Annotated in this window: 15 protein-coding genes; 3 read left to right on the plus strand and 12 right to left on the minus strand. The window is 53.9% G+C overall.

The genetic code is table 11. The features are described from left to right. Positions 1-3: 3 nt before the first annotated feature. From R70723_RS22500 to R70723_RS22535, 8 genes are all read right to left on the minus strand, one after another. Positions 4-735 carry a hypothetical protein gene (locus R70723_RS22500; RefSeq protein ID WP_039875557.1) on the minus strand — a complete coding sequence of 244 codons (732 nt, stop codon included), beginning with the start codon at positions 733-735 and terminating at the stop codon, positions 4-6. Positions 736-758: 23 nt separating this feature from the next. Then, positions 759-1,736 (minus strand): S8 family peptidase, encoded by a 978-nt coding sequence (locus tag R70723_RS22505; RefSeq protein WP_039879161.1) that lies wholly within the window; start codon positions 1,734-1,736, stop codon positions 759-761. A 59-nt stretch (positions 1,737-1,795) separates the two neighbouring features. Next, positions 1,796-2,683, minus strand: coding sequence for an endonuclease I family protein (locus R70723_RS22510; protein WP_039875558.1), 888 nt, complete (start codon positions 2,681-2,683; stop codon positions 1,796-1,798). A gap of 71 nt (positions 2,684-2,754) precedes the next feature. Next, on the minus strand, positions 2,755-3,555 hold the full coding sequence (locus tag R70723_RS22515) for a M12 family metallopeptidase (protein WP_052421430.1): 801 nt from the start codon (positions 3,553-3,555) through the stop codon (positions 2,755-2,757). Between the two features lie 233 nt (positions 3,556-3,788). Further along, complete coding sequence (locus R70723_RS22520; protein ID WP_039875560.1) at positions 3,789-5,678, minus strand: DUF2264 domain-containing protein; 1,890 nt, start codon at positions 5,676-5,678, stop codon at positions 3,789-3,791. A gap of 11 nt (positions 5,679-5,689) precedes the next feature. Further along, positions 5,690-6,826, minus strand: a complete 1,137-nt coding sequence (locus R70723_RS22525) for a glycoside hydrolase family 88 protein (protein ID WP_039875561.1) — start codon at positions 6,824-6,826, stop codon at positions 5,690-5,692. 38 nt (positions 6,827-6,864) lie between these two features. Next, on the minus strand, positions 6,865-8,679 hold the full coding sequence (locus tag R70723_RS22530; RefSeq protein WP_039875566.1) for a heparinase II/III family protein: 1,815 nt from the start codon (positions 8,677-8,679) through the stop codon (positions 6,865-6,867). Between the two features lie 45 nt (positions 8,680-8,724). Further along, positions 8,725-9,870 carry a DUF2264 domain-containing protein gene (locus R70723_RS22535; RefSeq protein WP_039875569.1) on the minus strand — a complete coding sequence of 382 codons (1,146 nt, stop codon included), beginning with the start codon at positions 9,868-9,870 and terminating at the stop codon, positions 8,725-8,727. A gap of 124 nt (positions 9,871-9,994) precedes the next feature. On the opposite strand from R70723_RS22535, the gene R70723_RS22540 reads away from it, so the two are divergent. Then, positions 9,995-10,846: a helix-turn-helix transcriptional regulator gene (locus tag R70723_RS22540; RefSeq protein WP_052421431.1), complete on the plus strand. Its 852-nt coding sequence runs from the start codon at positions 9,995-9,997 to the stop codon at positions 10,844-10,846. Between the two features lie 692 nt (positions 10,847-11,538). On the opposite strand, the gene R70723_RS33025 is transcribed toward R70723_RS22540, so the two are convergent. From R70723_RS33025 to R70723_RS22560, 4 genes are all read right to left on the minus strand, one after another. Then, complete coding sequence (locus R70723_RS33025) at positions 11,539-18,192, minus strand: S-layer homology domain-containing protein (RefSeq protein ID WP_081957458.1); 6,654 nt, start codon at positions 18,190-18,192, stop codon at positions 11,539-11,541. A 208-nt stretch (positions 18,193-18,400) separates the two neighbouring features. Continuing rightward, the gene (locus R70723_RS22550) at positions 18,401-19,240 is read right to left on the minus strand and encodes a carbohydrate ABC transporter permease (protein WP_039875572.1); all 840 of its coding nucleotides are present in this window, start codon (positions 19,238-19,240) and stop codon (positions 18,401-18,403) included. A gap of 18 nt (positions 19,241-19,258) precedes the next feature. Next, complete coding sequence (locus R70723_RS22555; RefSeq protein ID WP_039875573.1) at positions 19,259-20,194, minus strand: carbohydrate ABC transporter permease; 936 nt, start codon at positions 20,192-20,194, stop codon at positions 19,259-19,261. Positions 20,195-20,263: 69 nt separating this feature from the next. After that, positions 20,264-21,610 carry an ABC transporter substrate-binding protein gene (locus R70723_RS22560; protein ID WP_039875575.1) on the minus strand — a complete coding sequence of 449 codons (1,347 nt, stop codon included), beginning with the start codon at positions 21,608-21,610 and terminating at the stop codon, positions 20,264-20,266. A 356-nt stretch (positions 21,611-21,966) separates the two neighbouring features. Here R70723_RS22560 and R70723_RS22570 point away from each other — a divergent pair, with 356 nt between their 5' ends. Continuing rightward, positions 21,967-23,694 carry a sensor histidine kinase gene (locus R70723_RS22570; RefSeq protein WP_081957460.1) on the plus strand — a complete coding sequence of 576 codons (1,728 nt, stop codon included), beginning with the start codon at positions 21,967-21,969 and terminating at the stop codon, positions 23,692-23,694. Between the two features lie 32 nt (positions 23,695-23,726). Further along, positions 23,727-25,376 carry a response regulator gene (locus tag R70723_RS22575; RefSeq protein ID WP_047171203.1) on the plus strand — a complete coding sequence of 550 codons (1,650 nt, stop codon included), beginning with the start codon at positions 23,727-23,729 and terminating at the stop codon, positions 25,374-25,376. Positions 25,377-25,482: the final 106 nt, after the last annotated feature.

Below are 25,482 nucleotides of genomic sequence, written 5' to 3' on the forward strand. Positions count from 1 at the left end.
CTTTTAATGTACAGTTTGTGGTGCATGTGACTGCTTTAATTTCTCCAGTGCCCATTTGGTTTTAGACATATCCTTCTCCAGCAGCAGGTTTGATTCTTGGAAGAGCGCAATGAACTGCCGATGCTTATCAGCTGCTCCGGCTTCAGTAGCGTTCTTCATTTTCATCGTCACCTCAGCCATACTCTCCTCACCAATTGTCCAGACCTCCAGACTCACTTTGTCCTGATTCCACTCACTTTTATATTTCGCAGATTGAACCGCTCCCATCACCCTGGCTTGTTCTGCAGACTTGAAAGCACCGCTGTCTTTAAAAGGCTGCGGAGCCTTGTCCAGCATCAGCTGCTTCCATTGTTCCTGAGCTTGTCCCTCCAGCTCCAGATTGAAGTCACGGGACAGGGACAACGCTTGTTTCTTATAGCCCCATTCGACTTCGTACTCGTAATCGGCAGGGGTAAATCCTTCTTTACCCGCTTGGCTGATTGCACTATCAAGGCTACTGTAATCTCTAAACCGCCGCTTATAGGTAAGCTCCCGTTTACCATCCTTTAACCGGCTGCGGACAATCCAGCCTACTTCATAAAAACGAAGCTCAGGCGTATCAAGCAGGTGAATCTGCATATTATCTTTGAGTAAAAAGGACAGTCCCGCTACTTGATCAATGGGCTTACGGTCCTCTCTCAGCATCAGCTTATGATCCAGGAACAGCTTGAATTCATAAGACATGTTATCGCCCATGGGATCCTCCTTGTCTGACAAAATTATGAATACTGGCTCAAGTCCGGTTTATTAGTTTTCCAATACTCAGCCAACAGCTCCGGCGCGGTTAAGTACAGCAACCCGTTGCCTTCGGCTGTTTTTGGACCTCCCAACGGGATCGTGCATTTTACAATCTGCGCGTACAGCTCATCCTCGGTTAACGGCCGGTTGAACTGCTCCTTGCTTTGATAAAAGCTAAGGACCAGCGCCAGCGCTCCGGCTACATGCGGAGAAGACATTGAGGTTCCCGAAATGACTTTATACGGCTCGCTCCGGTCAGGAATCAGATCGAGCGGATAACAGGACAGTACATTGACACCGGGTGCTGTCAGGTCTACCTCTTCATTTTCCGTCAGAAAAATGGCTTTGTTTCCGCTAAAATCAACCGCCCCTACAGAGGTGCACTCATTGTACGCAGCGGGAAAACGCTTTGCCTTATTACCGGTGTTACCTGCCGCACAGACCACAATGATCCCTTTATCTACTGCCCGTTTAATGGCTTCATGCATATCCTCATGCTCTGCTCCTGCGGAGAGAGACATATTGATAATATGAACCTTCTGGACAATAGCATAGTTAATCGCTTCTGTAATCCATTCGGGGCGGCCGCTCCCTTCACGGTTCAGCACCTTCAGGATCAGCAGGCTTGCTTCCGGTGCCACTCCAACCACACCTTTATCATTCTTGGTCGCGGCAATCGTTCCGGCTACATGGGTCCCGTGTCCGTTGTAATCTTTGAAGCTATCCTTGCTGCCTTCGTCATCATCCGTGAAATTCCGTCCCCCGATAATCCGGTCCTTCAGATCGGGGTGATCTTTATCGCAGCCGGTATCAAGGACCGCAATTTTAACCCCTCTGCCGTAGCTGCCCTTTTCCCAGAATGCCGGTGCCTGGATCATCTGTATTCCTTTAGGAATTTCTTTAATATGACGGCTTACATCTGCGGCTTCAAAAGGCTGAAGCTCTACAGCATCGCTGATAAGCGTACTTGTTGAGGCCAATGCGATCATCTCCCGTTGTGTGTATTCGAAGGATGCTATTACTGAGACGGCTTAAACATACTGAAGTCAATCCGGTCAGCCAGCTCCGGCAGATCAATAAACGGATTCCGGTTCCCCTGAATTTTATAAATTTCCTGATTTCTGTGCTTCTCATACTTCAGGTTTGGCGGGAAGTCCTTGTGCCATTTCAGTAGGACATTAACGTCCAGTTTTTTAATATGCTTAGCTTCAATCGCCTTCGGATAACGGAGAATGAAATATAGCATTGCTCTTGCCACTATACCCTTGCCATATTCAGGTTCGAATTGTCCATCTGTTGCTCCGTCACCGCCTATACCTTTACCGCATTCCGACCGTTCAGTATCTGTTCTGAACTCTTCCGGATTATAGTCGGCGAAATCAACATAACGCTTGTTTCCTCTAAAAAAGTTGCATCCTTTTTCACAGTAAAACAAGTGATGTAAATCCCCGCGCATCGGCTTAGCTTCGTCAAACCAGGATTGAGGCACTACATGCTCCACATTTAAAATATGTCCGGTTGGACTTGTCTCGTCTGCCACAGCCACCATAGACGCATCTTCCTCAATAACCTTATGCGGCTCTGCCTCTTTGCCGGAATATATGCTTCTCAAATACCCGTCATCATGCAGATCAACCAAGGTTTTTAAATACTCGTCACTTTGACTGTAAGGGACCTTCACGTCATGAGTCTTCGTGAGCAGGTCGGTCAAGGCATTGAACAGCGCTTTTCCATCCTGCTCATTCCGGTTGAGCTGTGCATAATACTGCTCCACATCCGCTTTATCCTTGGCCTTGTCGAAATACTCGGCTTCGTTGCTGCGGAACCGCTCCAGGTTGACCTCCAGTGTCTGCAGCTTACTTGCGGTGCTTGCAACCATATCATCAGGACGGATTGTTGTACCCATTATTACATCTCCTTATATAGTAATTGATGCCGTCGGCACGTTAATAGTCTGTTACACCGCTGTGTCTGAACTCAGGAGCGGACTGCTTCATGTACCCCGGCTGATACCGGCTCAGCATCGCTTACTCTTGCTCCCGGATACATTTTACCGATAAACTGCTTGTCCATCCTGGACAGCTTGTTATTTCCTTTTACTTCAAAATCACCGAGGGTCTGATTGTTAGGAATGGGATAAACCATAATAGATTCGGGGTCAAACGCTGTGCCGGGCGTATTTGCGGAGTCGTATTTGTAAAACAGGTTATCGTCAATTTCTTGCCGGGTCCAGCAATTCGGCTCTCCCATGTAATATCTGTATACCGCCGGTTTGTCCCAAGGGATGTCTGCCTTCGGATTCTGATGCTCATGGACACAGCCTAGGGCATGTCCGAACTCATGAAGTACGACCCGGGAATATTCACTTTGAGGCGTGGACCGGTTGAAGCCCTCAAAGTTCATAGTGGGCTCATCCTTGGATATCGCCAGGCTCTCAGTACCGAGATAGGACCAATACCCGCTTTGCTTAAAAGAAATCCGGATTTCAGCCTTGGGGTCGTGCACGAACTCGAAATGAATATTGGCATAATCTTCCCACTCACGGGCGTACTTTTCCACATTGGCATGAACAATGGGATCACCATCCATGAAGTGAACCCTAAGTGTTCTGCCAGGCTTCCATCTGCTCTGAATCACAGCCAGCACCGCACTGGGGTTATCTTGTGCCCCGTCAGCAAGATTAGCCGGATTTTCCTCCACAGAAAGTCGGCCGGCTTCAGCCTGCAGCTGCTCTGGCAGTGAGCGCAGCATACAGAAATTCTTATGTTCCTTATCCATTTTCCCTGCTCCTCCCTTGAGTGCAATTAATCTTGAAATAGAGATCAGAGCTATTATGTGAATTCGTTCACGTAATATGCCTTGCTACATTTTCCAATACAAGATATTGAGTGACCGGTAGAAAGTAGTTTATTAATGAAGGATAAACAAATTTTTAGTATTATTTAACAACAAAAAAGGACTGCTCCGGGCCATGTCAGGCGCGGAACAGTCCTTTTAATGTTAGCCTCAGTTTAATCCATGCTGATCGTGAGCGCTTTACCGTCAACTGTGATTACCTTTATTGCTTCCTGCTCAATGACTGCCTGAAGGGTCAATTCCGGCTGCTGCTCCAGAATACCGGCTGCCTGGCGGCTCCAGCTATCCTTCGCGGGATTCCCGGCCGGATCGCCATAGACTGCAGATACCAGCCAGTGCACCCCCGGCTCCAGCGATGCCGTCAGGGTAGGCAGCACCGTCCGCGGCCGGAGCAGGTTCGTGTTGGCATTCGGCATGATCAGCTCTGCCTTGCCTTGAACTTTGGAATAGCCGAGCAGTCCTTTAATCGCTGTAGCTCCCCAGGCTGTGCACGCAGCTGCACCTGTAGGGCTGATAAACTGCCCGCGCTCTGCTTCCTGTCCAAGGGCAAACCCGCCCTCCGCAATGTCCAGCGCCCGTCCCGCTGCAATCCGGTGCACCCGGATATGCCATGGGAGCCCGGCGATAATCCAGGTGCGGACTTCAACATCGGACCATGGCTTCCATACGGAATGAAGCACATTGTCCGTGATCTCCGATTTCAGGTTCCGCCTTCTGACCCGGTACAGGTTATCCCCTCCCTCGCTCAGGGCAAGCATCGAATCAAAGGCTCCCTGGGACAATCCCCACTCCGCACGGGGCACACTGAAGCCGAAGCCGGTCGAGTACACGAATTTCTCGTACTTGGCTGAGGTATGGGTATGCTCATTGGTGTACAAATGCCCGCTGTTGAAGGCGGCCACATGCCCGGCTTCACGCACCATAACGAGATGCGCCGGCTGCTGGACGGACACCGCCGGCAGCTCAGGCAGCGGCAGCTCCTCCGCCTTCCAGAACGGGTGCTCCTCGCTGAAGGCCAGCGGCAGGAAGGTCTTCAGCGCCCAGTACGGCGAGCCGGGCGCATTGTAATTCTCCGCCATCACCAGATTCGGATAGGTGTAGCCGATTGTCAGCACGCCGTCCCGGTCAACAATCTCCTGGCTGAACCACCAGCGCAGGTTGCGCAGCACCAGCCCTTTAACTACCCCGGCCGGGAAGTCTCCTTCAACCTCTGCATAGGCATATGCGCTCCAGAAGGCCGATTGGGCAAAACGGTAAGCGAGGCTGCGGCCGTATGGCAGCGCGGAGCCGTCCGGGGCGAACCAGCTGATAAACGCCGGGGCGAACAGTCTTGCTCTTTCCTTGAACAGCGCTGAACGCTCCGGGTCCTCCTGCTCCATCAGCTTCGCATACAGCAGCCCGTAATAATGGATGGCAAACGGCACATAGTAATCGCTGTGCCCGTTGACCCCGTCGCTGTACCAGCCTTCGTCCAGATAGAACGCATCCATCCGCTGCAGGTTCGTCTCCAGCTGTCCTTCGTCATAGGTAAGCTTGAGCTTTTTGAAGCCGGCATTGACCAGCACATTGAAAAACAGCCAGTTGCAGTCATAGCAGGGATGGGCGTTGATCTGATTGAGCCAGCTGTACAGCTGCTTCTGCTCCTTGGGAGCAAGCGGTGTCCAAATCTTCTCCGGTACCGCTGCCAGAGCGAAGCCGAAGACAGCCATCTCTACCAGCCGCTGGTCGTAATCAGCCACATCGCCCCAGTATTCGTCATGTGCAGGATCGGTGCCATGCCGGATGCCATCCAGCACGGTATCCAGAAGCGGGCTGCTTCCGCCGCCCATCAGGAGCGGCACCAGCCCCCACAGCACGCGGGAAAAGCCCTCCATCTCCGCCACGGCTGACGGATAGCTGGCCCCTGTCCTTCCGGCTCTGAGCCGGGCCCCGCCCGGACTATACAGCGGTCCGAGAGGAGCGGTAAGTTGCTCAAGGGCCAGCGCGAGATCCTGGCGGGTTACAAGCGGATTATCCTGAATTGCAGCTCTTTGCTCGCTATTCATCCCGTTCTCCCCTATTCCCAGTAGAAGGGTCCGGCTTCCTTCACCCGGGCCAGCGCCTCTACGTAGAAGAAGTCACCATAAATGAGCGGAACATCGATGTTCCCGTTCTCCGGGTAGTTGCCTGTGCCGTGCAGCAGCAATCCCTGCTCCTCCGGATTGTCCCAGGAGCCGTAATTGCTGTAAAGCGACTCCAGTATTTTCAGGGCGGCATTCCGGTACACATGTGATTCCGCAGCCGTGACCTGACCGGCCAGCAGCAGCATCCCGCTCGCTGCACACGAACCGGCAGAGGTATCGCGGAGGTCTCCGGCTACACCTGCAGCCCGGAAGTCCCAGTGCGGAACATGATCCTCCGGCAGCCGGGTGATGAAGAAATTCGCCACCTGCTGGGCTGCGTTCAGATAACGCTCAAAGCCTGTATGATGATAAGCCAGCGCCAGGCCGTAGATTGCCCAGGCTGTGCCGCGTGACCAGGCCGATTCCGGTGCATAGCCCTGGCCGCCGCGTTTTTCCGCAACCTCACCGGTATGCGGATTGAAGTCAACAATATGATAGACCGAGCCGTCCGGCCGGATAAAATGCTCGAGTACGGTATCCATATGCGCTTCCGCGATATGTCTGTAGCGCGGATCACCGGTTGTCTCGGACGCCCAGAACAGCAGGCTCATGTTCATGCAGCAGTCGATGATGGCAACCCCGCTGTTGTCTTCGCCTTCACGCCACGGATTCCAGGCCCGGATATAGCGGCCTTTCAGATTGAAGCGTGCCGCCAGGTAATTGGCCGCCTTCAAAGCCCGGGTGCGCGAGGCTTCCGATCCTGTCAGCTTGAAGTTCGCTACACTGGTCAATATCCACATGAAGCCCAGATCATGATCCAGTTTCAGGTAGCCGTCAAGCACCTCATCCAGCCGCTGCTCACAATCCACGGCAACCGCCTTGAGGCTCTCGTCTCCGCCACCGGCATAGAGCTGCCAGAGCATGCCCGGCCAGAAGCCGGCTGTCCACCAGTGGGGTGCCGCCAGATCGTATTTTCCGCCGTGGCTGGCATGAGGAAATTCAGAGCCGATGCTCCGGCTGTTGATAACGGTCTTCTCCAGTGCCTTGGTCCAGGCCTCTTCCACCCATGTATGCTGTGCTGTCATATTCATTTTAAGTTCCCGCCTTCGCTTGATTTGTTGTGTTTCTTCTATATAAATTGAAAGGTAAAAGCATAGCTGCCTTCGCTGCCCGGCCGGACAGCCTGAAAGTCCAGACTGTGCCACACCTGGTCCTGCCCGAAATGGTCGCGGTATACATGCTCATTAATCTGCAGTCCGACAGCTGCCGGATCATATGTTACCTTTACTCCGCCGCTTTCCTGTCCCGGCAGCAGAACCGTACCGGGGGATAACTCCTCCGGCTTCCGCCAAGTGATAAAGCGTTCCGTCCAGCTTTCGGGGACCCCTGCGTAGCTGTATTTGTCGATTAGCTCCAGACGCGGCAGCTCTTCCTTGTGCCAAACCAGGGTGCGGATGAGTGACTGCAGCCCCTCAGCCTCATACGCGGCTGTCAGGTCCAGCGTCAGCTTATCCGCAGCCCCGCCCGTTGCCGCGTGCAGTACAGCGGCACTGAACTCCCGGCCGGCCTGCTGATACCGGCCGTTAATGACCGGCACCGAGTGGCCCTGGGAGCCGTTGCAGTCATATTCGTAACGGCCATCGCCGAAGTAGCCGGCCGTATATTCCCCGCTGCCCAGATCGGCAGCGTACACCTCACCGCGGCCGGTCAGAATGAACTGGCCCAGGTCGTTATGGTTGTGCGGCTCGTTGTTATGGCCTCCTTTGGCCGCGAAGCCAAAGGTGCCGCCCGCCGAGACATGCCGCGACAGCAGCCAGGCCGCATCGGGAAGGTAGGTGCTGGCCGCCGGCCAGTCCTTATGTCCCGTGCCGGACTGCTTCCAGATCAGATTGCGCAGCGCCGGAGCGAACCGGCTGCAATGATCCTCGGTATACGGAGCCCGCAGCTCCGCCGGAGGGTATTCAACAGCTCCGGGATATACGCCGGCGAGGTAATGGGACAACCCCATATGCACACGCACCCGGGGCAGTGAATCGGAAAAATTGGCGGTAAGGCTGCCGTCAATGAAGCACTGCTGCTGGAAACGGGCGATCCGCTGCACCTTGGGTACCTTGAACCAGTCAAGGCTTCCTGCGCTGCGGGAGCGGAGCAGATCACTGTAGTAAGTGAAATAGCCGAACCCGTAATTCCAGTAGCCCAGCCCTTCCAGACAGGCACCGTCGTCCCCGAAGCCTTCCAGATAACAGTGCATGCTGCTTTCTGTCTTCTGCAGAATCTCCGCCAGAACCTGCGGATCTTCCACAGAGAGCAGCGCGGCGGCACCGATGGAGCCGGCGCAGACCGCTGCCCAGTTGTGCCGGGCAGTCTCCCAGTTATAAGGTCCCTGCTCCAGAAAAGGCCGGAACAGCCGCTCTTCAGTTTCTTGCCTGATCCGCAGCCGGAGCTCCAGCGGAAGCCGTTCCCCCAGCAGCAGTGAAGCTTCACTCAGCGTAAAGCCTGTCTCAGCCGAAAACAGGTCGATAAAGCGGTTAATCCCCGCGGTTTCATGCCCGCCGGGAACGTGGGCCGGCAGGCACCAGGTGTATTCGCTGCATACCGCCAGGAGCATTTCCTCCGCATACTGCAGATGCTGTGCATTGTCCGGCTCCAGGAGTGACAGGAATACATAGGTATTAAGCCTTCTTCTCCGTTCAAAGTACACCCGCTCATATTCAAGGCGTGAGCCGGTGCGCGCAAAGACAGAAAACAGCTCCGGGGTCAGCTCCGGAACCGGCTGGCCAGCCAGCCTTTCTCCTTCTGCCCGGATCTCAGCTATGTCCTGCTGCAGATGACCGGCCGAGGCCGCTGTTCTCCAGAACAATTCCGGATTGCCATCCGGAACATACAGACTCACACTAACAGGCTTCAGCTCCTGCATACTTTTCAAAAGACTCTGCTCCGTCATCTTCCATCCTCCTAATGCATCCGTTACCCTGTATGCCGGATTGTCTTATTTACCGATTGCCTGATCCCTCATTACATTCTCACCGGCGGCAATCCGCGCCGAGGTCCATTTCATATCTTCCTCCGCCCAGAAGGGATCGGAGGGCAGCAGGCCGAGCGGCAGAAATACAGAAGCGCATAGGTAGAGGCTGCCTGTATTAATGTAGCTTTCGGCAAGATCCGGCTGATAGCCGTATACTCCCGGCCGCAGCCAGCCTTTTTCGTCCAAATTTCCCGGGAAATCCATCGTCCGTCTGATAACAGCCGTCAGCGCGGAGCGTACCTGCTGCGGCGGCAGCGAATCCTCCAGGAAATGCTGCAGCGCCGCCTGCGACAGCAGCTGAAAAGCGCCAAAGCGGTACACAATCGACCGCCCGGTGAACGGATAGGTTCCGTCCGGGGCAATCATCTTTTCCAGCACGGTGGCGTACCTCCGGGCCCGCTCCATAATGACCGGCTTCAGCGCCGCATACTGTACAGAGTCCTGCTCAAACACGGTAACTACATCCGCCAGCATCGGCTGAATGACAAAGCTGTTATAGTAATCCCAGTGGAAGTCCTTGCCGTCACCGTAGACACCGTCGCCCTTGTACCAGTCCATGAACATATGCACGGCATAGCCTACACGCATCCGGTCATATTCCGGATCGCCCAGAATGAACAGGGCCGCTTCTACCATGGCGCTGAACAGAATCCAATTGCTGCCGCTCGGCGCGGTGCGCCGGGTTTCTTTTAACGCGGTAATTACATTATCTTTGACCCGGCCATCGAGCCGTCCGGCGAGCTGTTTGGGCGCCCGTACCAGCGCATGGGCCAGAAAAGCGGCATCCACCAGCGGCTGGCCCTCGGTCTTGAAGTTCATATAATCCGGGGAAGCCGGATCAGTACCGGCATCTATCGCTTCCAGCATCAGGCCGGCATAGCGGACTCTTAGCCGCTCCTCTTCACCTTCCAGCCCCTCAAGCTCCAGCCAGGGTGCCATCCCGCAGGCCAGCCGGGCAAAAGCCTCCAGATGAGCAAAGGTGCTACGGTCAGCATGAAATTCCGTAGGAAGCTCTTCTTTTAAACGTCTGCGGCTCAAAGCATCCAGTACCGGATGTCCGATCTGCAGTAAAGTATCCAGCCAATATTTACGCTGCTCCGTAGTATTCATGTAAGCGCTCTTCCTTTCATTTGCACTATCTCTCTTTATAGTTTACTGTTGAGTTATTGCAATGTCTTTGCGATTAATGAGGTTTTATTGCGTTTATTGTGATGAATCGGAAGGGGCAGCGGGAATGAAGCATTCGGAGTACTATCAGCCGTTTCAAGGGGATATTCTGGCCGGAATCGGCAATTCGCCGGTCTCTCCGACCAGGGATTTTCATATTCATGACCATTATGAAGTCTTCCTGTTTCTGGGCGGCAGGGTGAACGGGTTCGTAGAGCAATACAGCTACCCGCTGCAGCGCGGGGATGTACTGATTTTTAACAACCACGAAATTCATAAAATCATCAATCTGACCCAGGAGCCGTATGAACGGTTAACCATTCATTTCCGGGCCCCGCAGATCTATCCCTTTTGCACGGCAACAACCAATCTGCTCGCCTGCTTCCAGAACCGCCAGCCCGGTGAGCATAATCTCGCGCATATGGAAGAGCCGCTGCTGAGCGAATACCTGGACCTGTCCATGCGCCTGATTGATACGGTGGAGCAGCCGAAATACGGCAGCGAGGTGCTTGCCCTGACTTATCTGATCCAGCTTCTCGTGCTAGTAAATGAGCTGTACACCCGCACCCGCTCTGATGTTGTAACCAGCGTCATTTCACCGCATATCCAGGCAGCCATGAGCTATATTGACGGCCATCTGCAGCTGAACCTGACACTTGAGCAGATTGCCGGCGAGCTGGGTCTTGATAAATATTATCTCAGCCACATGTTCAAGCAGCAGACCGGGGGAACCCTCTACCGCTACATTCTGCTCAAAAAAATCACCCTGGCCAAGCAGCTCCTGTCCGCCGGCACCTCCGTCTCCGACACCTGCTATCTGACCGGCTTCAACGATTATGCCAACTTTATCCGCACCTTTAAGAACATCACCGGCATCCCGCCGGGCAAATATGGGAAGCTGGCGGAGCGGGCGGACTGAGAGAAAGATAGAAGGTACAGCGGCCTGTTCCGCAGTTTACTTATGCTCGGCGTTTGCTTGAAGCGGATGTTTGTTTATATCCGACGTTGGCTTACATCCTGCGTTTGTTTGCATACACCCGGCGTTGCCACGTCCGGCAGTTTAACTGTATTTCGTGCAACTAAAACTGCCGAAATTCCACTCAGACACACTTTAAGTGTATTTCGTGCAACTAAAATCGGCCTGCAGGGCAATACTTGTCTTTTTCCACTCTTTTAATTGCACAAACTGCAGTTAAACTGATAATTGAAGGAAAATTGGCTGTTTTAGTTGTACAAAGTGCAGTTAACGGCGTTCGTAACACGCCCATCAGTCTGAACTGTCATCAACTTAGCAACTCTCCAATTCACCAATTTACCAATTCTCCAACTCTCTAACTCTCCAACTCTCCAACTCTTCAACTCTCTAACTCACCAACTCTCCAACTCTCCAACTCTCAAACCCACCAACTCAACAACTCAGCAACTCACCAACCCACCGACTCACCAGCTCATCAACTCAGCAACTCAGCCAAGACAGTCCTCCGACATGCTCATCCTATAGCAGAGATACACTCCGGCACATCGCTACATTAGTTCAAGTAAACAGCAGCGTTAAAAGAAACCCGGCAGCCTGCACCATTGCAGACTGCCGGGTTCTTTAATACCTTCCTGCTACTGCTTCAGCAGGTTGTAAATCACCTGCGCACTTTCGGCACGGGTCATCAGCGCCTGCGGAGCAAACTGCTGGCCGCCGCGTCCCTGCAGAAGTCCTGCCTCCACAGCGATGCTTACTGCCTCCTGTGCCCAGCCGCTGATTTGCAGCTGATCACTGAACGATCCGGCAGAAGCTGCCTGCGCCTTCTCGCCCTGCAGATACTCATATGCCCGTACAACCATTACAGCCATTTCCTCACGGGTAATGCTGCTGTCCGGAACGAAGGTATCTGCTGTGCGTCCCAGTACAAGCCCTGCCTGATTAACGGCAGCAATGCTGTCAGCATACCAGGCATCGGCTCCCACATCCCGGAATGCCGGAGTGCTTCCATCCGCAGCCTCCAGGCCGAGCGCCCGGGCGATCATCGCCGCGAACTGCGCTCTTGTCACTTGCCCCTGCGGCGCAAACTCCGTCGCGGAAATCCCTTCAATAATATGTCTGGCCGCCAGCGACTTGATTACGCTGTTAGCCCACATGCTGCTGCCGACATCCGCGAAGCTTTTGTCATATTCCAGCACTGCATATTGGCTGAAATGGCTCACTGCCGCTGTCATTTTGCCGTTTTTCAACGTGCCGCCAATATACTGGACGCTTCCATCCCCGGCGATATAATACACGCCAAGCAGATCTGGATTGGCATCCGGGTTAACATTGAAGGTCAGACGCAGCGGTACATCAAACGCTGTTACCTTTGTAGCAATTCCGTCCGCAGCAACAGTCTCCAGGCTGAAGCTGATGACCTCCCCAGCCGCAGACAAGCGGAGTGAGCTGTCCGCAGCCTGACTGTTGATCAGCTGTTCGGCTGCTGCAGCCGGTGTCTTCAGACCTGTCAGCCTGATACGTACCTGACCGGCCTGAGCCTGCCCTGCTGCGGCCTTCTCTACAATGCTCTTCAGCGCATCAGGTGTGAATTCCACAGCAGCACTACTCCAGGCAAGGCGCAGTGTATTGCTGCCCGTCAATCCCTGAATACCTGCCGGAAGCACGACGGATTCTGTACCTTCAGCCAGCTGGACCGTTACGGCTCCGTCTGCAGCGGCAGGAATATCCTTCTGCTCCAGAGTCCGTACATTCTGCACCGCAGGTGTCGGCGTTGGTGTAGCCGCTACCGGAGGAGCGGTCTGCACAGGCGCATCCGTCGGTGCAGGGGTAGGTGCCGGAGAAGGCGTAGGAGCTGGCGTCGGTTCCGTTACCGGCGGCAGCTCTTTCTCAGCAACGGTTACGGTTCTGGTAACCTCAGCTGCCGCATTACCCGCCGCATCACTCACATTATAATGGTAGAGATAAGTGCCCGCTTCTGCGGTATCCAGCACAGCTACCGGCTGGCCGCCCTTTGTAAGGGTCGCTATAATCTGACCGGTAAGATCCCCATCCCGGTCATCCTCTGCCGTCGCGCCGGCATCGGTATACGCTGCGCCGTTCTCCAGCTCTACAGCTGGCTCACCAAGCAGGGTAATAACCGGTTTTACTGTATCCGGGTCTTCGGCTACAACCACTGTTCTCGTTACTTCCAGCGCTTTGTTGCCTGCAGCATCACTAACGTTATAGTGGAAGGTGTACACATCTGCTATAGACGTATCAAGTTCTGTCAGCCCATACACCTCACTGCTGACTGTAGTGACAATACGGTCTGTCAGATCGCCGTCCACCTCATCGGCTGCTGTCGCTCCGGCATCTGTATAGTCGGAGCCGAGCTTAACATTGACCACCCGATCTCCGTTCAGGGTAATGACCGGTGGTGTTACATCAGGCTCCGGCAAGGTAATCGTACCGCTGGCTGAACCCGTAGCCAGCGCTTCACCTTTGCTCAACGCTACAGTAAAGCTGAAGCTGCCCGCGGTGTCCTCAGTCGCTCCCTGGAAAGCAGTAAAGGTCACGTCTCCCAGTGTCACACCTGTTTCACTCAAGCCTTCCAGCCCGGAAATCGTCTGCTGCAGCCAGGCCTGCACAGCCTCTTCACTGTTGGCTTCCTCCTTCTTCACATTAAAGGCTGCTCCTTCAATAATGCTCTTAGCCTCATTCACGGCCAGCTCATTGGCAATAATGGTTTTGTCCCTGGCTATAGCCACATAGCTGACCAGTGCAGCCTGATTACCTGAATACGTGTTGTTAATTGTATACTTCACCGTTCCGCTCACCGGCAGGGTGAAATCATGGTTAAGCATGACGCCGTTCGGTCCCGCAACTACCCCGGTGCGCACCGTTTCCGTCACCGGCTTACCCTCAGCATCATTGTAGCTGACGGTGATATCCATCGTACGGTTTGCATTGCTCCACCAGTCCCTGTGGAATGAGGTAAGGGTATACTTACCGGCTTCCAGCGGGAACAGATACACCAGCGGAGTGTTTCTGGTGTTGGAGCCGTATACCCCGGTCTGTGACTTATCCGTGGTAACCACCGCGCCTCCGAGCCCTTTCATGCCGTAATTTGCTCCTGTATTGGTATGTCCCCATACCGCGTCTCCCGTTGAGAGCTGATCCGCCTGTTCATTCAGCAGACCGGCACCGACCAACTCTTTAACAACGGTATAAGGCGGAGTATCCCCTTCCGCAGCTACGCCCGGATCTACGAAATAAACCAGACCCTGTGGCACAACCTCTACATAAACAACCGTCTTGAGGTTGCCGTACGTACCGGTAACCGCCACTCTGTCATATGGCGTATCAAAGCTGACTTCCGCCGTATTCCACTTCACCGTTACAGGCAGCTTGCTGCCGTCTGCCCGTGTCGCTTCCACCTGTTGCGGAAGAACAGGCAGCTTGCCGGCATAGGTCGCGGTATCCGGCAGAACTGCCAGCTCCCGCAGATCGCCCGTGGTCAGCTGATTCTGCGCCGAGACCAGACGCTCTGCCAGCTGCGCCGCTCCTTCCTGATCCAGCCGGTAAGCGGCGGTATCAGTCAGCGCAGCCTCGGCACTGCCCAGTGCAGCCGTAAACAGCTGCCAGTCTGCCTCGGCATATTCGTCCAGCTTCACCGTTTCCTTCGCTGCACTCACCGCTGCGGCAAGCGCTGCCGTATCCGGTGAGCCTTGCACTTCCCCGGAGACAACGGCTACGGCATCCACAAGCAGTGTGCCGTTCAATACTTTAAACTCTACCGTATGCTGGCCGTATTTCAGCCCGCGCAGCGCATAGGTCTGATAAAGCTCCTTCGAGGCTATCGTTTCCGCTGACTGCACAGCAGTCTTGCCGTCCACTGTCACTTCAAGCTTCGCTGATCCGTCATTTGGCCCCAAAATATCCAGCCCGGTGCCTTCAAACGTATACGAGAGTGCTGCACCTGCCCCCTGGCTGGTGGAAGTGGAACGCTGATAGATGAACATGCCTGCACCGTTGGCATGATTCCAGTTCCCGCTGTAGGACAGCTTTGGATTCGCATCGGCAGTCAAATCGTACATTTCCAGATTGTCCAGCAGCTCGGAATAATACGGTGCATAGCCATCCACCGTCTCCACCTTCAGATTGTCGAACCGGACATGATAATATCCGCTGGCCAAGTCTACACGGCCGGACAGTTCTGGAGCCGGATCGGTATAGGCAGCCAGCTTCACCCCGTCCAGATAGGCGGTAACGGTGGCTCCGGCAACCTGGACTGCGATGTTATGCCAGGCATCATATGCTGTATTGAAGCCTTCAATTTTCACACCGCCGGTGCCTGTCGCCGCATTCCCGCTGGCCACAGCCCCGCCGTTCACCAGCAGCTGCCAGCCGCCGTCGAACCAGAATTTCAGCACATATGGCGTACCGCCAATGGTGTGTGAGCTTCCGCCCCCTTGATAACGGGCACCAATTGCCGCGTAATTGGCACTTCCCTCAGTGCTGTCATGCTCAAATGAAACGTCAATGCTGGCTTTGTAGTTCGTCCAGCGGTTGTCACCGATGGCTGTTACCGGATCGCCGCCGTTCCAGGTGCCGCCAAGGCCCATAAGGCTCCGGTCAAGCTGCTGGCGGAGAACATAATTATCCGATCCGTCCGGCAGATAAGCCTCAAAGGCACCGTTGCGGTCATGGGTATAGCGCGGAATGGCGCCTTTGGAGCCCCCGCGGGAATCGATATAGCCCTCGGTACCTGCAGCCTTTCCGTCTGCTCCGATCTTAACAACTGTCCGGTCCGAATAGTCAAAATCATCGGCGTACAGGAATTTGTCGCCCGTGTTCTGCACCGCGCCTGTTGCATCGGTATCAAGCACCGTCCGTTCGCCTTCCACAGGCAGCGGGGTGTTGTACTCTGCTTTGTCCTTAGTATCCAGCGTGGTTACCGTTACCGTTGAATAAGGCTTCACTTTAACGGTGTACACACCGCCGCCGTCTGCGGAGACATCGCCGAGATACTGCATGTAATTGCTGTTGAATGCCTTTCCGGCGTCGGCTGCACGGGTCTCCCATACCTCTAAGGAAGGATTGCCGGTGTACGCCATATTTACAGCCTGCAGCTTGTAGGTTTTGGTGTGCTCGCTGTCATTTACAATGACGGTTGAGAAATCGCTTTTGTCAGGGGCAGCAAGCGTAATATAGCTTGGCGTTCCGTTACGCCCGTTGACCGGGTTAGTTCCTGTAGCACCGGTGGAGCTGGCCTTGGGAACTGCTCTCCAGATGCCGGCCGTGTTATCTTCATTTTCCCAGCCCAGCTCTGCGAACCGGCTGTAATGCTGCAGAATCACCAGGCCTGCGTCATAGTGAATCCAGCCTGACCAAGGGTCGCGGGCGCTGACCAGCTCCTTGAAGGAATATTGTCCGCCTTCATAGAAGGAGCCGATCGCCGGCTGGTATATAAAATGTGTGCGGCGCGAATTCACAAACCCCTTAATAATCGTGTTGCTCATTTCCAGCGGACCGCCTACCCCGCCGATGCCTGTTCCGGCAGCTATAGGGTCCTTCACATTATTGTTGGGACGGAATGCCGAGTTGCTGAACGTGGCCTGCGCCTCGCTGTTCCAGATCTCAATGTCATACTGCTCGGCAAGCTTTTTGAAATTGCCTGCGGCATCATCATCGGTGTTATAGTGATATCCGGCAATCGGTACGGCATTGCGCAGCGACTCATCGCTTACCATTGCACCTCCGAAGGAGCCGATACCGACCTCATCGGAGATGACCACCTGAATCCGGTTATACAGCGCCTGCTCCTCTGCGCTGGCAAAGCCCTCTTTATCCGTCTTAACCTTTTCCGCATACTGCTTGGTCCACGCTATATCCGGCGCATGCTCGTTAATATGCGGGTTGACGTAGCTGGTCATGTAACCGTACTGGCGGTAAGCCTCCAGAATCGTGTTTTTGTACCAGGTATAGATTTTATCGTTGGTATCCGCCCAGGCCGGAGCGCTCCAGCGCAGGATGCTGACCTTGAGGTCCGGATTAACCGCCTTCTCATCTGCTGCCAGCTGGAAGCCGGGATGGCGCTTGACGTTGACCTCCTCCTCTGCGGTACGCATCGTGGCCGGGTCAGGTCCGGTGGAGTTGTTGCGGTCATTACCCATCTCTATTTTGACATGGGTCATAAGCGGATGCTCGCCGCCGAACAGGATCTGCAGCATTTCCGCATATTTTTCCGGCTGCTCTGACTTGTAATCCATCAGGAGTGCACTGGTGCTGTTGGCACTCAGTACACCAAAGCCCTTGAACGTAAGGCCGTTCTCATTGTCCGCCTGGATGTCATTGCCGTTCAGCAGAACCTGCACCATGGAGGCCGCATTTGCCTTGGCATCATCAAGGATGGATTTAATTCCGCCTTCCGCAATGGCGAACCAGCTGAGGAGCGGCTTTTCACCGGAGATATAAGCATACGTCAATGTCATTGGAACGCTGGTGTCTGCATCGGCGGGTACGGTAAACTCGCCTGAATTGATCTTCGACGCATTGACATTGAACTGGCTCAGTGACAAGGTATGCTTGCCGCCGCTGGTATCCTGGTACTCAATTCGCGGCTGGATGACCCGCGAACGGCTGCCGTACCAGTCATAGAAGCCGCTGCTCAGCGTATAGGTTCCGGCTTCAAGCGCATTTAGCTGATAGACAATATTGTCGTTAGCAGCGCGTACACCCACCACCCAGACCGAAGGATCTGTTGCCGGATCGGTATGTCCGCCGTCCTTGGAACTTTTGATCTTCTGCACGGAATCGTCGAAGCCCCAGTCAGTGGTTCCGCTGACATAGCGCTGGTCCGGTACCTGATTGATCAGGCTCCCGCCGCTGAGGTCTTTGACCGCTTCATATAGCGGGGAGGCCGTAGGCCCGTTCCCCACCGAGTCACCGCCCCGGCCGCTGTCCACAAAATAGGCGAGCGGATAATCAGCGGGCGGAATAACCTCGACGCTGGCGGTAACCGGACCGCTTGCCGTTGTGCCGCTTACAGTTACTGTTTCATAAGGCAGAGCAAACGTGTCTTCCCCGATATTCCAGCTGACAGCTGTACTGCTGCCTCCGATATTGATGCTGGCCGGCAAATTGGTGCCCGCCGCAGTCTCCGCCCCCATATAGGCGGCTGCGTAGACCTTATCTGCCGCTAAAGCGGATGCGGTCGGCTGGCCGGGTCCCGGAAACATTCCGAGCACAAGCATGCCCGTCATCAGGATGGAAAATAGCTTTTTGCCGGATGCTGACTTTCTGTTCATTCATTTATCCTCCTTCAATAGTTAAAGTGGGCAAACCAAATTAAAAAGAAAGCGTATACATACCACTGTAAAAAGCATGCCTCAGACAGCTTCCGCACAGGTTGTGTAATCTGAGAAGGCTTCGGACGGCTGTACAAGGCATAGACAAACAAACCTGGCAGCTTGCGGGTAAGGCAACTGCCAGGCTTGCACATAGCTGTAATTCTCTCTAACCTTTAATCCCTGATGCCGCAACCCCCTGCACGAAATACTTCTGCAGTGCGAGGAAGACGATAACAACCGGAATAATCGAGACCACACTGGCCGCCATAATCAGCCCGTACTCAGCGGAATACTGGGATATGAACATGCGAAGTCCGATTTGAATCGTCTTCAGCTCGGTTTTGGTCAGATAGATCATCGGTCCGAGGAAGTCATTCCAGGTGTTGACAAAGGTGAAGATCGTCAGTGTCGACAGGGCCGGCTTGGACAACGGGAGCATAATTCTGGCCCAGATTCCGTATTCACTGAGACCGTCGATCCGCGCCGCCTCACATAATTCATCCGGTACACCCTGATAGAACTGGCGCATCAGGAACACCCCGAATGCCGAGAAGGCCTGCAGCAGAATAATGGACAAGTGCGTGTTATTCAGCCCGAGTGAACGCATCATGATGAACTGCGGTACCATATAGGCCTGCCAAGGAATAGCGATTGTAGCGATATAGCCGAGGAACAGGAGATTCTTCCCTTTGAACTGCAGCTTGGAGAACGCATAGGCTGCAAAGCTGGAAGTAAGCAGCTGCAGAATCGTAACGACTACGGACAGCTTGGCTGTATTATAGATGAAGCGGCCCAGCGGGATGCGGGTCCAGATGTCCACGAAATTTGACCAGCGCGGCTGATCCGGAATCCACTGCATCGGGAAGGAAAAGACATCCTTGTTCATCTTGAGTGATGAGGACAGCATCCATACATAAGGAATCAGCATACAGAAGACTGCTGCAGCGAGCAAAGCGTACACTAACACTTTCAAGCTGACTCTGAAGATTTTATTTGAACCTACCATATCATTCATATCCCCCTATTATCCGTACTTCTTCTCGCCGCGGAACTGGACGATCGTAATACCAAGCACCAGCAGGAACAGCACAATAGCCATGGCGCTGGCATATCCGTAATCAAGTGAACGGAACGCCGTGTTGTAGATTTGATAGACCATTACTCTTGTTGAGTCGTTCAGCTGATTGTCGGCACCGGCAAACAGGTTGATGAAGATATCGTAGACCTTAAACGAATTAATGACGAGAATCATCAGAACAAAGAACGTCGTTGGTGCCAGCTGCGGAACGGTCACATTGCGGAACCTTCTCCAGGCGCCTGCGCCGTCGAGCTCAGCAGCTTCATATAATTCCGGGTTGATCCCCTGGAGGCCTGCGAGGTAGATGACCATGTAATAACCCATGTTTTTCCAGACGGTAAACAGGATGACCGTGAACATCGCCCATTGCTTATCCGCCGCCCAGCGGGGAAGATCCTCAATCGGTACGCCGGAGATCAGATGCAGGATGTTGTTGACAGGACCCATAGTCGGGCTGAAAATAAAGTTCCACACTGCCGCCACCGCTACAAGCGAAGCAACATAGGGGAAGAAGAAGACGGTCCGCATAAAGTTACGGGCAATAATCTTCTGGTTCAGCAGAATAGCCAGCGCAAGGGCAACAGCCATCGTGAACGGTACAACACCGATGGTATAGACAATCGTGTTCCACAGCGCTTTATGGAAGGTGGTATCCTTGATCAGCCGGGCAAAGTTATCGAAGCCGATGAATTCCATCGGATTGGCCCCGTCCCATTTCACAAATGCCAGGACAAAGGCAAAGAACATGGGGACAAGCGTAAAGATGGCAAAGCCGATAAAGTTCGGCGCGATAAAGCTGTATGCTACCAGATGATCCCGGACGCCCTTGGACAGTATCCTCTTGGGGGCTTTCTTTGGTCTAAGTACGGTTTCATTTTGCATTTGTTCTCCTCCAAACCTTCTACCTTCTATGCAAAGGGCGGGCATGGCCCGCCCCCTGAGAATCACTGCCTAGTTGTTCAAAAGCGACTGCACACGGGTATTCATGTCCTTCAGGCCTTCGTCGATCGTCGCATTCTTGGTCATGATGTTGTCATGCGCTTCGTTCAGGATGACTTCGATATCAGCGCTCTTCTCATGCATAGGCATTTCCAGGTAAGTCTGCACAGTAGTCAGAGCAGCCTTGCTGTTGTCATCTGCAGGGAAACCGTCGATGGAAGTGATCGAGCCGATAACCTCATCATTTTTGATCGCCGGAATAGTACCAGTGGAAGCAATGACAGAAGCGCCGTCTTCACCGGTCACGAACTTCATGAAATCAAGGGCAGCTTCCTTATGCTCGGACTTCTGGTTAACAGCCAGGGAAGTGATTGTTCCTAGTGTGGTTCCTGCTTCAACACCGTCCGGATGCGGATATTTCACGATACCCCAGTTAGTTGCCTGGGACTCGCCGCTTTTCACCTTTTCAATCTGGGTGGCGATGAACCAGCTGCCCATGTTCATCATGGCAACGGAGTTGTTGTAGAATACGCCGGAATAGTGCGTGCTGGAGGTCTTCAGTGTTGCATAATCCATCACGATGCCGTCTTCCTGCTCTTTCAGGATGCGCTCATAGGTAGGCTTCAGGAAGTCGTAGCTTCCATCCACTACAGTATTCTTGCCGTCCAGGATGCCGAACAGCTGAACCGCACTGCGCCAGGTGTGGTAATGCGCACCGTATACCTTTTCTGCGCCGCTGCCGGAGGTCATCTTTCTGGCCAGCTCATCATATTGCTCGAAGGTCATGTCGTTGCTTGGGTATTCAACCCCTGCTTTGTCGAACAGGTCCTTGTTGTAGTACACGATCCAGAAGTCGCTGCGGAAAGGAAGCGCATAAACCTCATCATTCACTTCGATCTGCTCAACAGTACCGCCATACAGCGCCGGATCAATGCTGTTTGTGCCCATGAACCCTTTTAACGGCTCAAGATGGTTCTGCTTCACCAGGTTGGAGTAGCCCGGAATGTCCTTGATGGTCAGGATATCGAGATCGGCACCGCCGGACAGCTGTGTGCTCAGCATCGTCATATAGTCGGTAGAGCCAAGGTCAACGTACTCGATCGTCACGTTTGGATGCTCTTTCTGGTAAGCCTCGATCAGCGGTTTATAGTAAGCGGTTGCTTCCCAGTCCCACAGCGCCCATTTCAGGGTAACAGGCTCCTGGCTCGGTTCGGAGGAAGCGCTTGCATTCGTGCCGGTAGGAGCAGTTGTAGCAGCGGCATTGTTCTGTGCATTATTGTTGTTGCCGGAGCAGCCTGCCAAGAGGCCCACGGAGAGCACTGCAGTAAAGGTCATGCCATACAATCTTTTGTAATTCATTGAATTTCCCCTTTTCATCTCGTTTTGTTGACCAGATATCATCTTCTGAAGCTATTTCACATTCTACCGGGTTACAGCCCGGGATGGGATGTATTTTCCTGCTCAGATCATTCACTTTTATGTTCTGTTTGCGCTTTCATTGTCCCGGACCTGTAATTTTCTATTCAAAACCTGTAAAATTCCCGGTTCCTGCCTCCCCCTCTATTTTGCAATACCGGAATATGCTATGGTGGTTATAATGCTTTTTGCAGCAGCATCCGGCAATTTTGTAACCGCTTCATTACATTTCTTGTGTACCAAAGGAGAGAACCACCACGATAAGAAGATCTACTATTAAAAGCCGCATCATCCTGATCATGATTGTGTTTGCGCTGCTGATCGCCACCCTGCTGTCCTTTTTCAGCTATGAGCTTATTTCCTATTATCAGCGCAAAACGACAATCCAGGCAACCGAGTTCAACCTGCAGCTTGTCTCCCATATTATAGAACAGGACCTGCTCAACCTGTCCGTGCTGGCAATGACCAGCAGTACTAATTCTACTACTAATACGCTGCTGGCGGATTATTTCGAATCACCCGATGCCAAGGCCAGGGATGCGCTGGATGTATTCAGCTCGATGCAGGAGGATTTTCAGATTAACCGCTCCTACAATTATGTCCGCCGGCTGATCGTAACGGATAATAACGGAAAATTCCTGCAGCTCGACAATTCGGTCAGTGTGTCCACTCCGCTTACGATCCACAATATCGGCCAGATTACCGGACTGAACAACGAGGCTACAGAGGAATATGACCAGGTGATCAAGGACCCGCTCTCCACCGCCTATGGCATTCCGTTTATTCTGCCGATTTACGGGGACCATGCCTCCCGGATCGGGACCGTCTACCTGCTGGTCAACACCTCGGTCATTACCGACAAGCTGAAGGGCTACACCCTGCCGGAGGATTCGCGTCTGCTGCTGACGCTCGGCAACAATCATTATGAGATTACCGGTGACAAAATACAGCAGATTACAACCCCCTACGAGCCGGTCGCTTACACCGAGGATGAGCCTGTCGGCCCGATGACCAAGCTGTCTGAGATCCGTCTGGAGGATGAGGAGCGAACGCTGGCCGTCTCCTACGTGGTCAGAAGCGGAGTTGAGCTGACCCAGACGATTGCCGGCAACCAGTTCGCGCCAAAGGCAAATATATGGATACCGATTATGTTCGGCGTCTGCCTGTTAGTGCTTGTGCTCAGCGGCATCATTACCTTATATCTGACCCGGACCATCAGCCTGCCGGTGGAGAAGCTCAAGAAACGGATCGACAAAATCGCCCAGGGCAACTTCCTGCTCGACCGCAACATTGAGTGGAACAGCGAGCTTGGGGATGTCGGCCGGGGAATCAACCGCCTGTCCCAGGATATCATTGCCCTGATGGACAGCAGGCTGGCGGATGAGAAGCAGAAGCAGGAGCTGGAGTACCGGATGCTGCAGAATCAGATCAACCCCCATTTTCTCTATAACACGCTAAATTCGATCAAATGGATGGCTACGATCCAGAACGCTACAGGCATTGCGGAAATGACCACCTCCCTGTCGAGGCTGCTGCGCAGCATTGCCAAAGACAACCGCCGCCTGCTGCCGCTGCGTGATGAGCTGAACCTGCTGGAGGATTATTTTCTGATCCAGAAATACCGCTATGGGAGCACTGTAACGATGGTGCAGAGCATTGCGGACGAGGAGCTGCTATCCGGCCTGATTCCGCGCTTTACCCTGCAGCCGCTGGTGGAGAATGCGATTTTTCACGGCATTGAGCCCAAGGGCAGAGGCGACATCCAGATTACCGTGGCCAAAAGCGGCTTCGCCGACATTCTGATTACAGTCGAGGACAACGGGGTCGGCATGCCGGAGGAGCAGATTTCGCATATCCTGTCCAAGCAGGAGGAGGGGGCGAAGGGGCTGTTCGAGAACATCGGGCTGCGCAGCGTCAATGAGCGGCTGCAGCTGGCGTTCGGGGAGCCTTACGGGCTGTCGATTGAGAGCAAGCCGGGACAATATACGCAGATGAAAATTGTGATCCCGTTCCAGCTGAAGGAATAGTCTGCACTACTACAAGCAAGGAAGTGATACCCTTGATCAAGCTGCTGATTGCCGATGATGAGGCGCTAGTCTGCATCGGCCTGCAATCCATGCTGAAATGGGAGCAGTATAACATAGAGATTGTCGGTGTGGCCCATAACGGGGCCCAGGAGGAGGAAATGATCGACAGCCTGCGCCCTGACATTGTGATCAGCGACATCAAAATGCCGATTAAAACCGGTCTGCAGGTCGCTGATTCCGTCCGTAAAAAATATGGCCGCGTCCCCCTGTTCATCATCCTGACCAGCTACGAGGAATTCGAATATGCACGCAGCGCCATTGAAGTCCAGGCTGCCGATTATCTGGTGAAGCTGGAGCTGACGCCGGAGACGCTGGCCGCCTCCATCCAGCGGGCGATTACCCTGCTCGGGGAATATCAGACGATCGAGAGCTACCCCAAGCTGGTACACCGCGGCAACCTGCAGGCCGAGCGTGATAAATTTTTCGTCCGGCTGTTCAACAATCTGTTCGAGAACAAGAACCAGTACCTGCTGCAAAAGGAGGACCTCGATCTTGACCTCAGCGGCTCCGCTTATGTGGTCTGCACCTGCCGGATTCTCGGACCGGATACCGTTCCGCCCCGCGGGGATAAGCTGGTCGCCCTCTGCTCAAGCACGGTGCAGATGGCTAAGGATACACTTACGTCCGTCAGGCCCTGCCATGTAACCAGTCTCGACCTGCGCAACTTTGCCGTTACCCTGCCTGTCTGCGGAACCGATCCGCAGCTGTGGATGCCGGACACCCGGAAGCTGCTGGCCGATATGGCCTCCGTGCTCCACAACTATTTCAATGTGACGATTATCGGGGCGATCGGCTTTGCCGTGGAGGACCCTTATCTGCTGAGGGAGAGCTATCTTGCCGCCCGCAAGGCGCTGCCGGCTGCAGTAAATGCCCAGTCCTTCGTCTTTTTCTCCGAGGGTAAGCCGCCGGAGCAGGACTTTCCGCTATTTGATTTCTCGGAGTCGCGCTCCGAGATCCGCCGGGCCTTTGAGGAGATGGATACCCAGGCGCTGTACGCGATTATCTCCAGAATGATTGAAATTTTTGACGGCCGCTCCGACCTGCTTGTCCCCGCCACCGATGCGGCCTGCAACATTCTCTACATGGCTACCTCACTGCTGGCAGATGGTGAAGAGATCGTGGAGCATATCTTCGGGCATGAGCCGGAGGGCTACCGGGCGATCTACCAGATGCATACCATTGAAGAGATTGCCGGCTGGCTGGTCTGCTTCCGCGACGGCGTCTCGGATATGCTGTCCACCCGCAGACAGAGCTACAAGGAGCAGATCGTCAAGAATGTCCAGGAATACATCAAACGCAATCTCGGCTCCAAGCTCTCGCTCAACCAGGTAGCCGATGTATTCAATTTCAGCCCCAACTACCTGAGCCACCTGTTCTCCAAAACGGCCAAGGTCAATTATGTGGAATATATCACCGAGACCAAAATAACGGCCGCCAAAGAGATGATGCTGCGCGGCGAAGGCCGGATCTATGAAATCTCGCAGAAGCTCGGCTATGAGAGCGCCTTCTACTTCAGCAAGGTGTTCAAGAAGGTCACCGGCATGTCACCGCGGGAGTATATGCAGCAGGCCGAGGTCGGTGCACAGGCTGTAAGAGACTCCAAAGAGAGCAACCGCTCATAAATAAGTTCGTTGCGAATTTTCCTTCCCGCCTCCTGAACAGCGTCTGAAAATGCATCAGGGGGAATAGGTATCTATATCAGGGGATTAATCTGAAGGGGGATTTATT

Source organism: Paenibacillus sp. FSL R7-0273, from assembly GCF_000758625.1.
Classification (GTDB): Bacteria; Bacillota; Bacilli; order Paenibacillales; family Paenibacillaceae; genus Paenibacillus_AQ.

Excerpts from the sequence above, each read along its gene's own strand:
- R70723_RS22540 (WP_052421431.1), top strand. The coding sequence starts at position 9,995 with ATGAAGCATTCGGAGTACTATCAGCCGTTTCAAGGGGATATTCTGGCC.
- R70723_RS22535 (WP_039875569.1), bottom strand. The coding sequence starts at position 9,870 with ATGAATACTACGGAGCAGCGTAAATATTGGCTGGATACTTTACTGCAG.
- R70723_RS22510 (WP_039875558.1), bottom strand. The coding sequence starts at position 2,683 with ATGGGTACAACAATCCGTCCTGATGATATGGTTGCAAGCACCGCAAGT.
- R70723_RS22515 (WP_052421430.1), bottom strand. The coding sequence starts at position 3,555 with ATGGATAAGGAACATAAGAATTTCTGTATGCTGCGCTCACTGCCAGAG.
- R70723_RS22570 (WP_081957460.1), top strand. The coding sequence starts at position 21,967 with ATGATTGTGTTTGCGCTGCTGATCGCCACCCTGCTGTCCTTTTTCAGC.
- R70723_RS22560 (WP_039875575.1), bottom strand. The coding sequence starts at position 21,610 with ATGAATTACAAAAGATTGTATGGCATGACCTTTACTGCAGTGCTCTCC.
- R70723_RS22520 (WP_039875560.1), bottom strand. The coding sequence starts at position 5,678 with ATGAATAGCGAGCAAAGAGCTGCAATTCAGGATAATCCGCTTGTAACC.
- R70723_RS22555 (WP_039875573.1), bottom strand. The coding sequence starts at position 20,194 with ATGCAAAATGAAACCGTACTTAGACCAAAGAAAGCCCCCAAGAGGATA.
- R70723_RS22550 (WP_039875572.1), bottom strand. The coding sequence starts at position 19,240 with ATGGTAGGTTCAAATAAAATCTTCAGAGTCAGCTTGAAAGTGTTAGTG.
- R70723_RS33025 (WP_081957458.1), bottom strand. The coding sequence starts at position 18,192 with ATGAACAGAAAGTCAGCATCCGGCAAAAAGCTATTTTCCATCCTGATG.
- R70723_RS22525 (WP_039875561.1), bottom strand. The coding sequence starts at position 6,826 with ATGAATATGACAGCACAGCATACATGGGTGGAAGAGGCCTGGACCAAG.
- R70723_RS22500 (WP_039875557.1), bottom strand. The coding sequence starts at position 735 with ATGGGCGATAACATGTCTTATGAATTCAAGCTGTTCCTGGATCATAAG.
- R70723_RS22530 (WP_039875566.1), bottom strand. The coding sequence starts at position 8,679 with ATGACGGAGCAGAGTCTTTTGAAAAGTATGCAGGAGCTGAAGCCTGTT.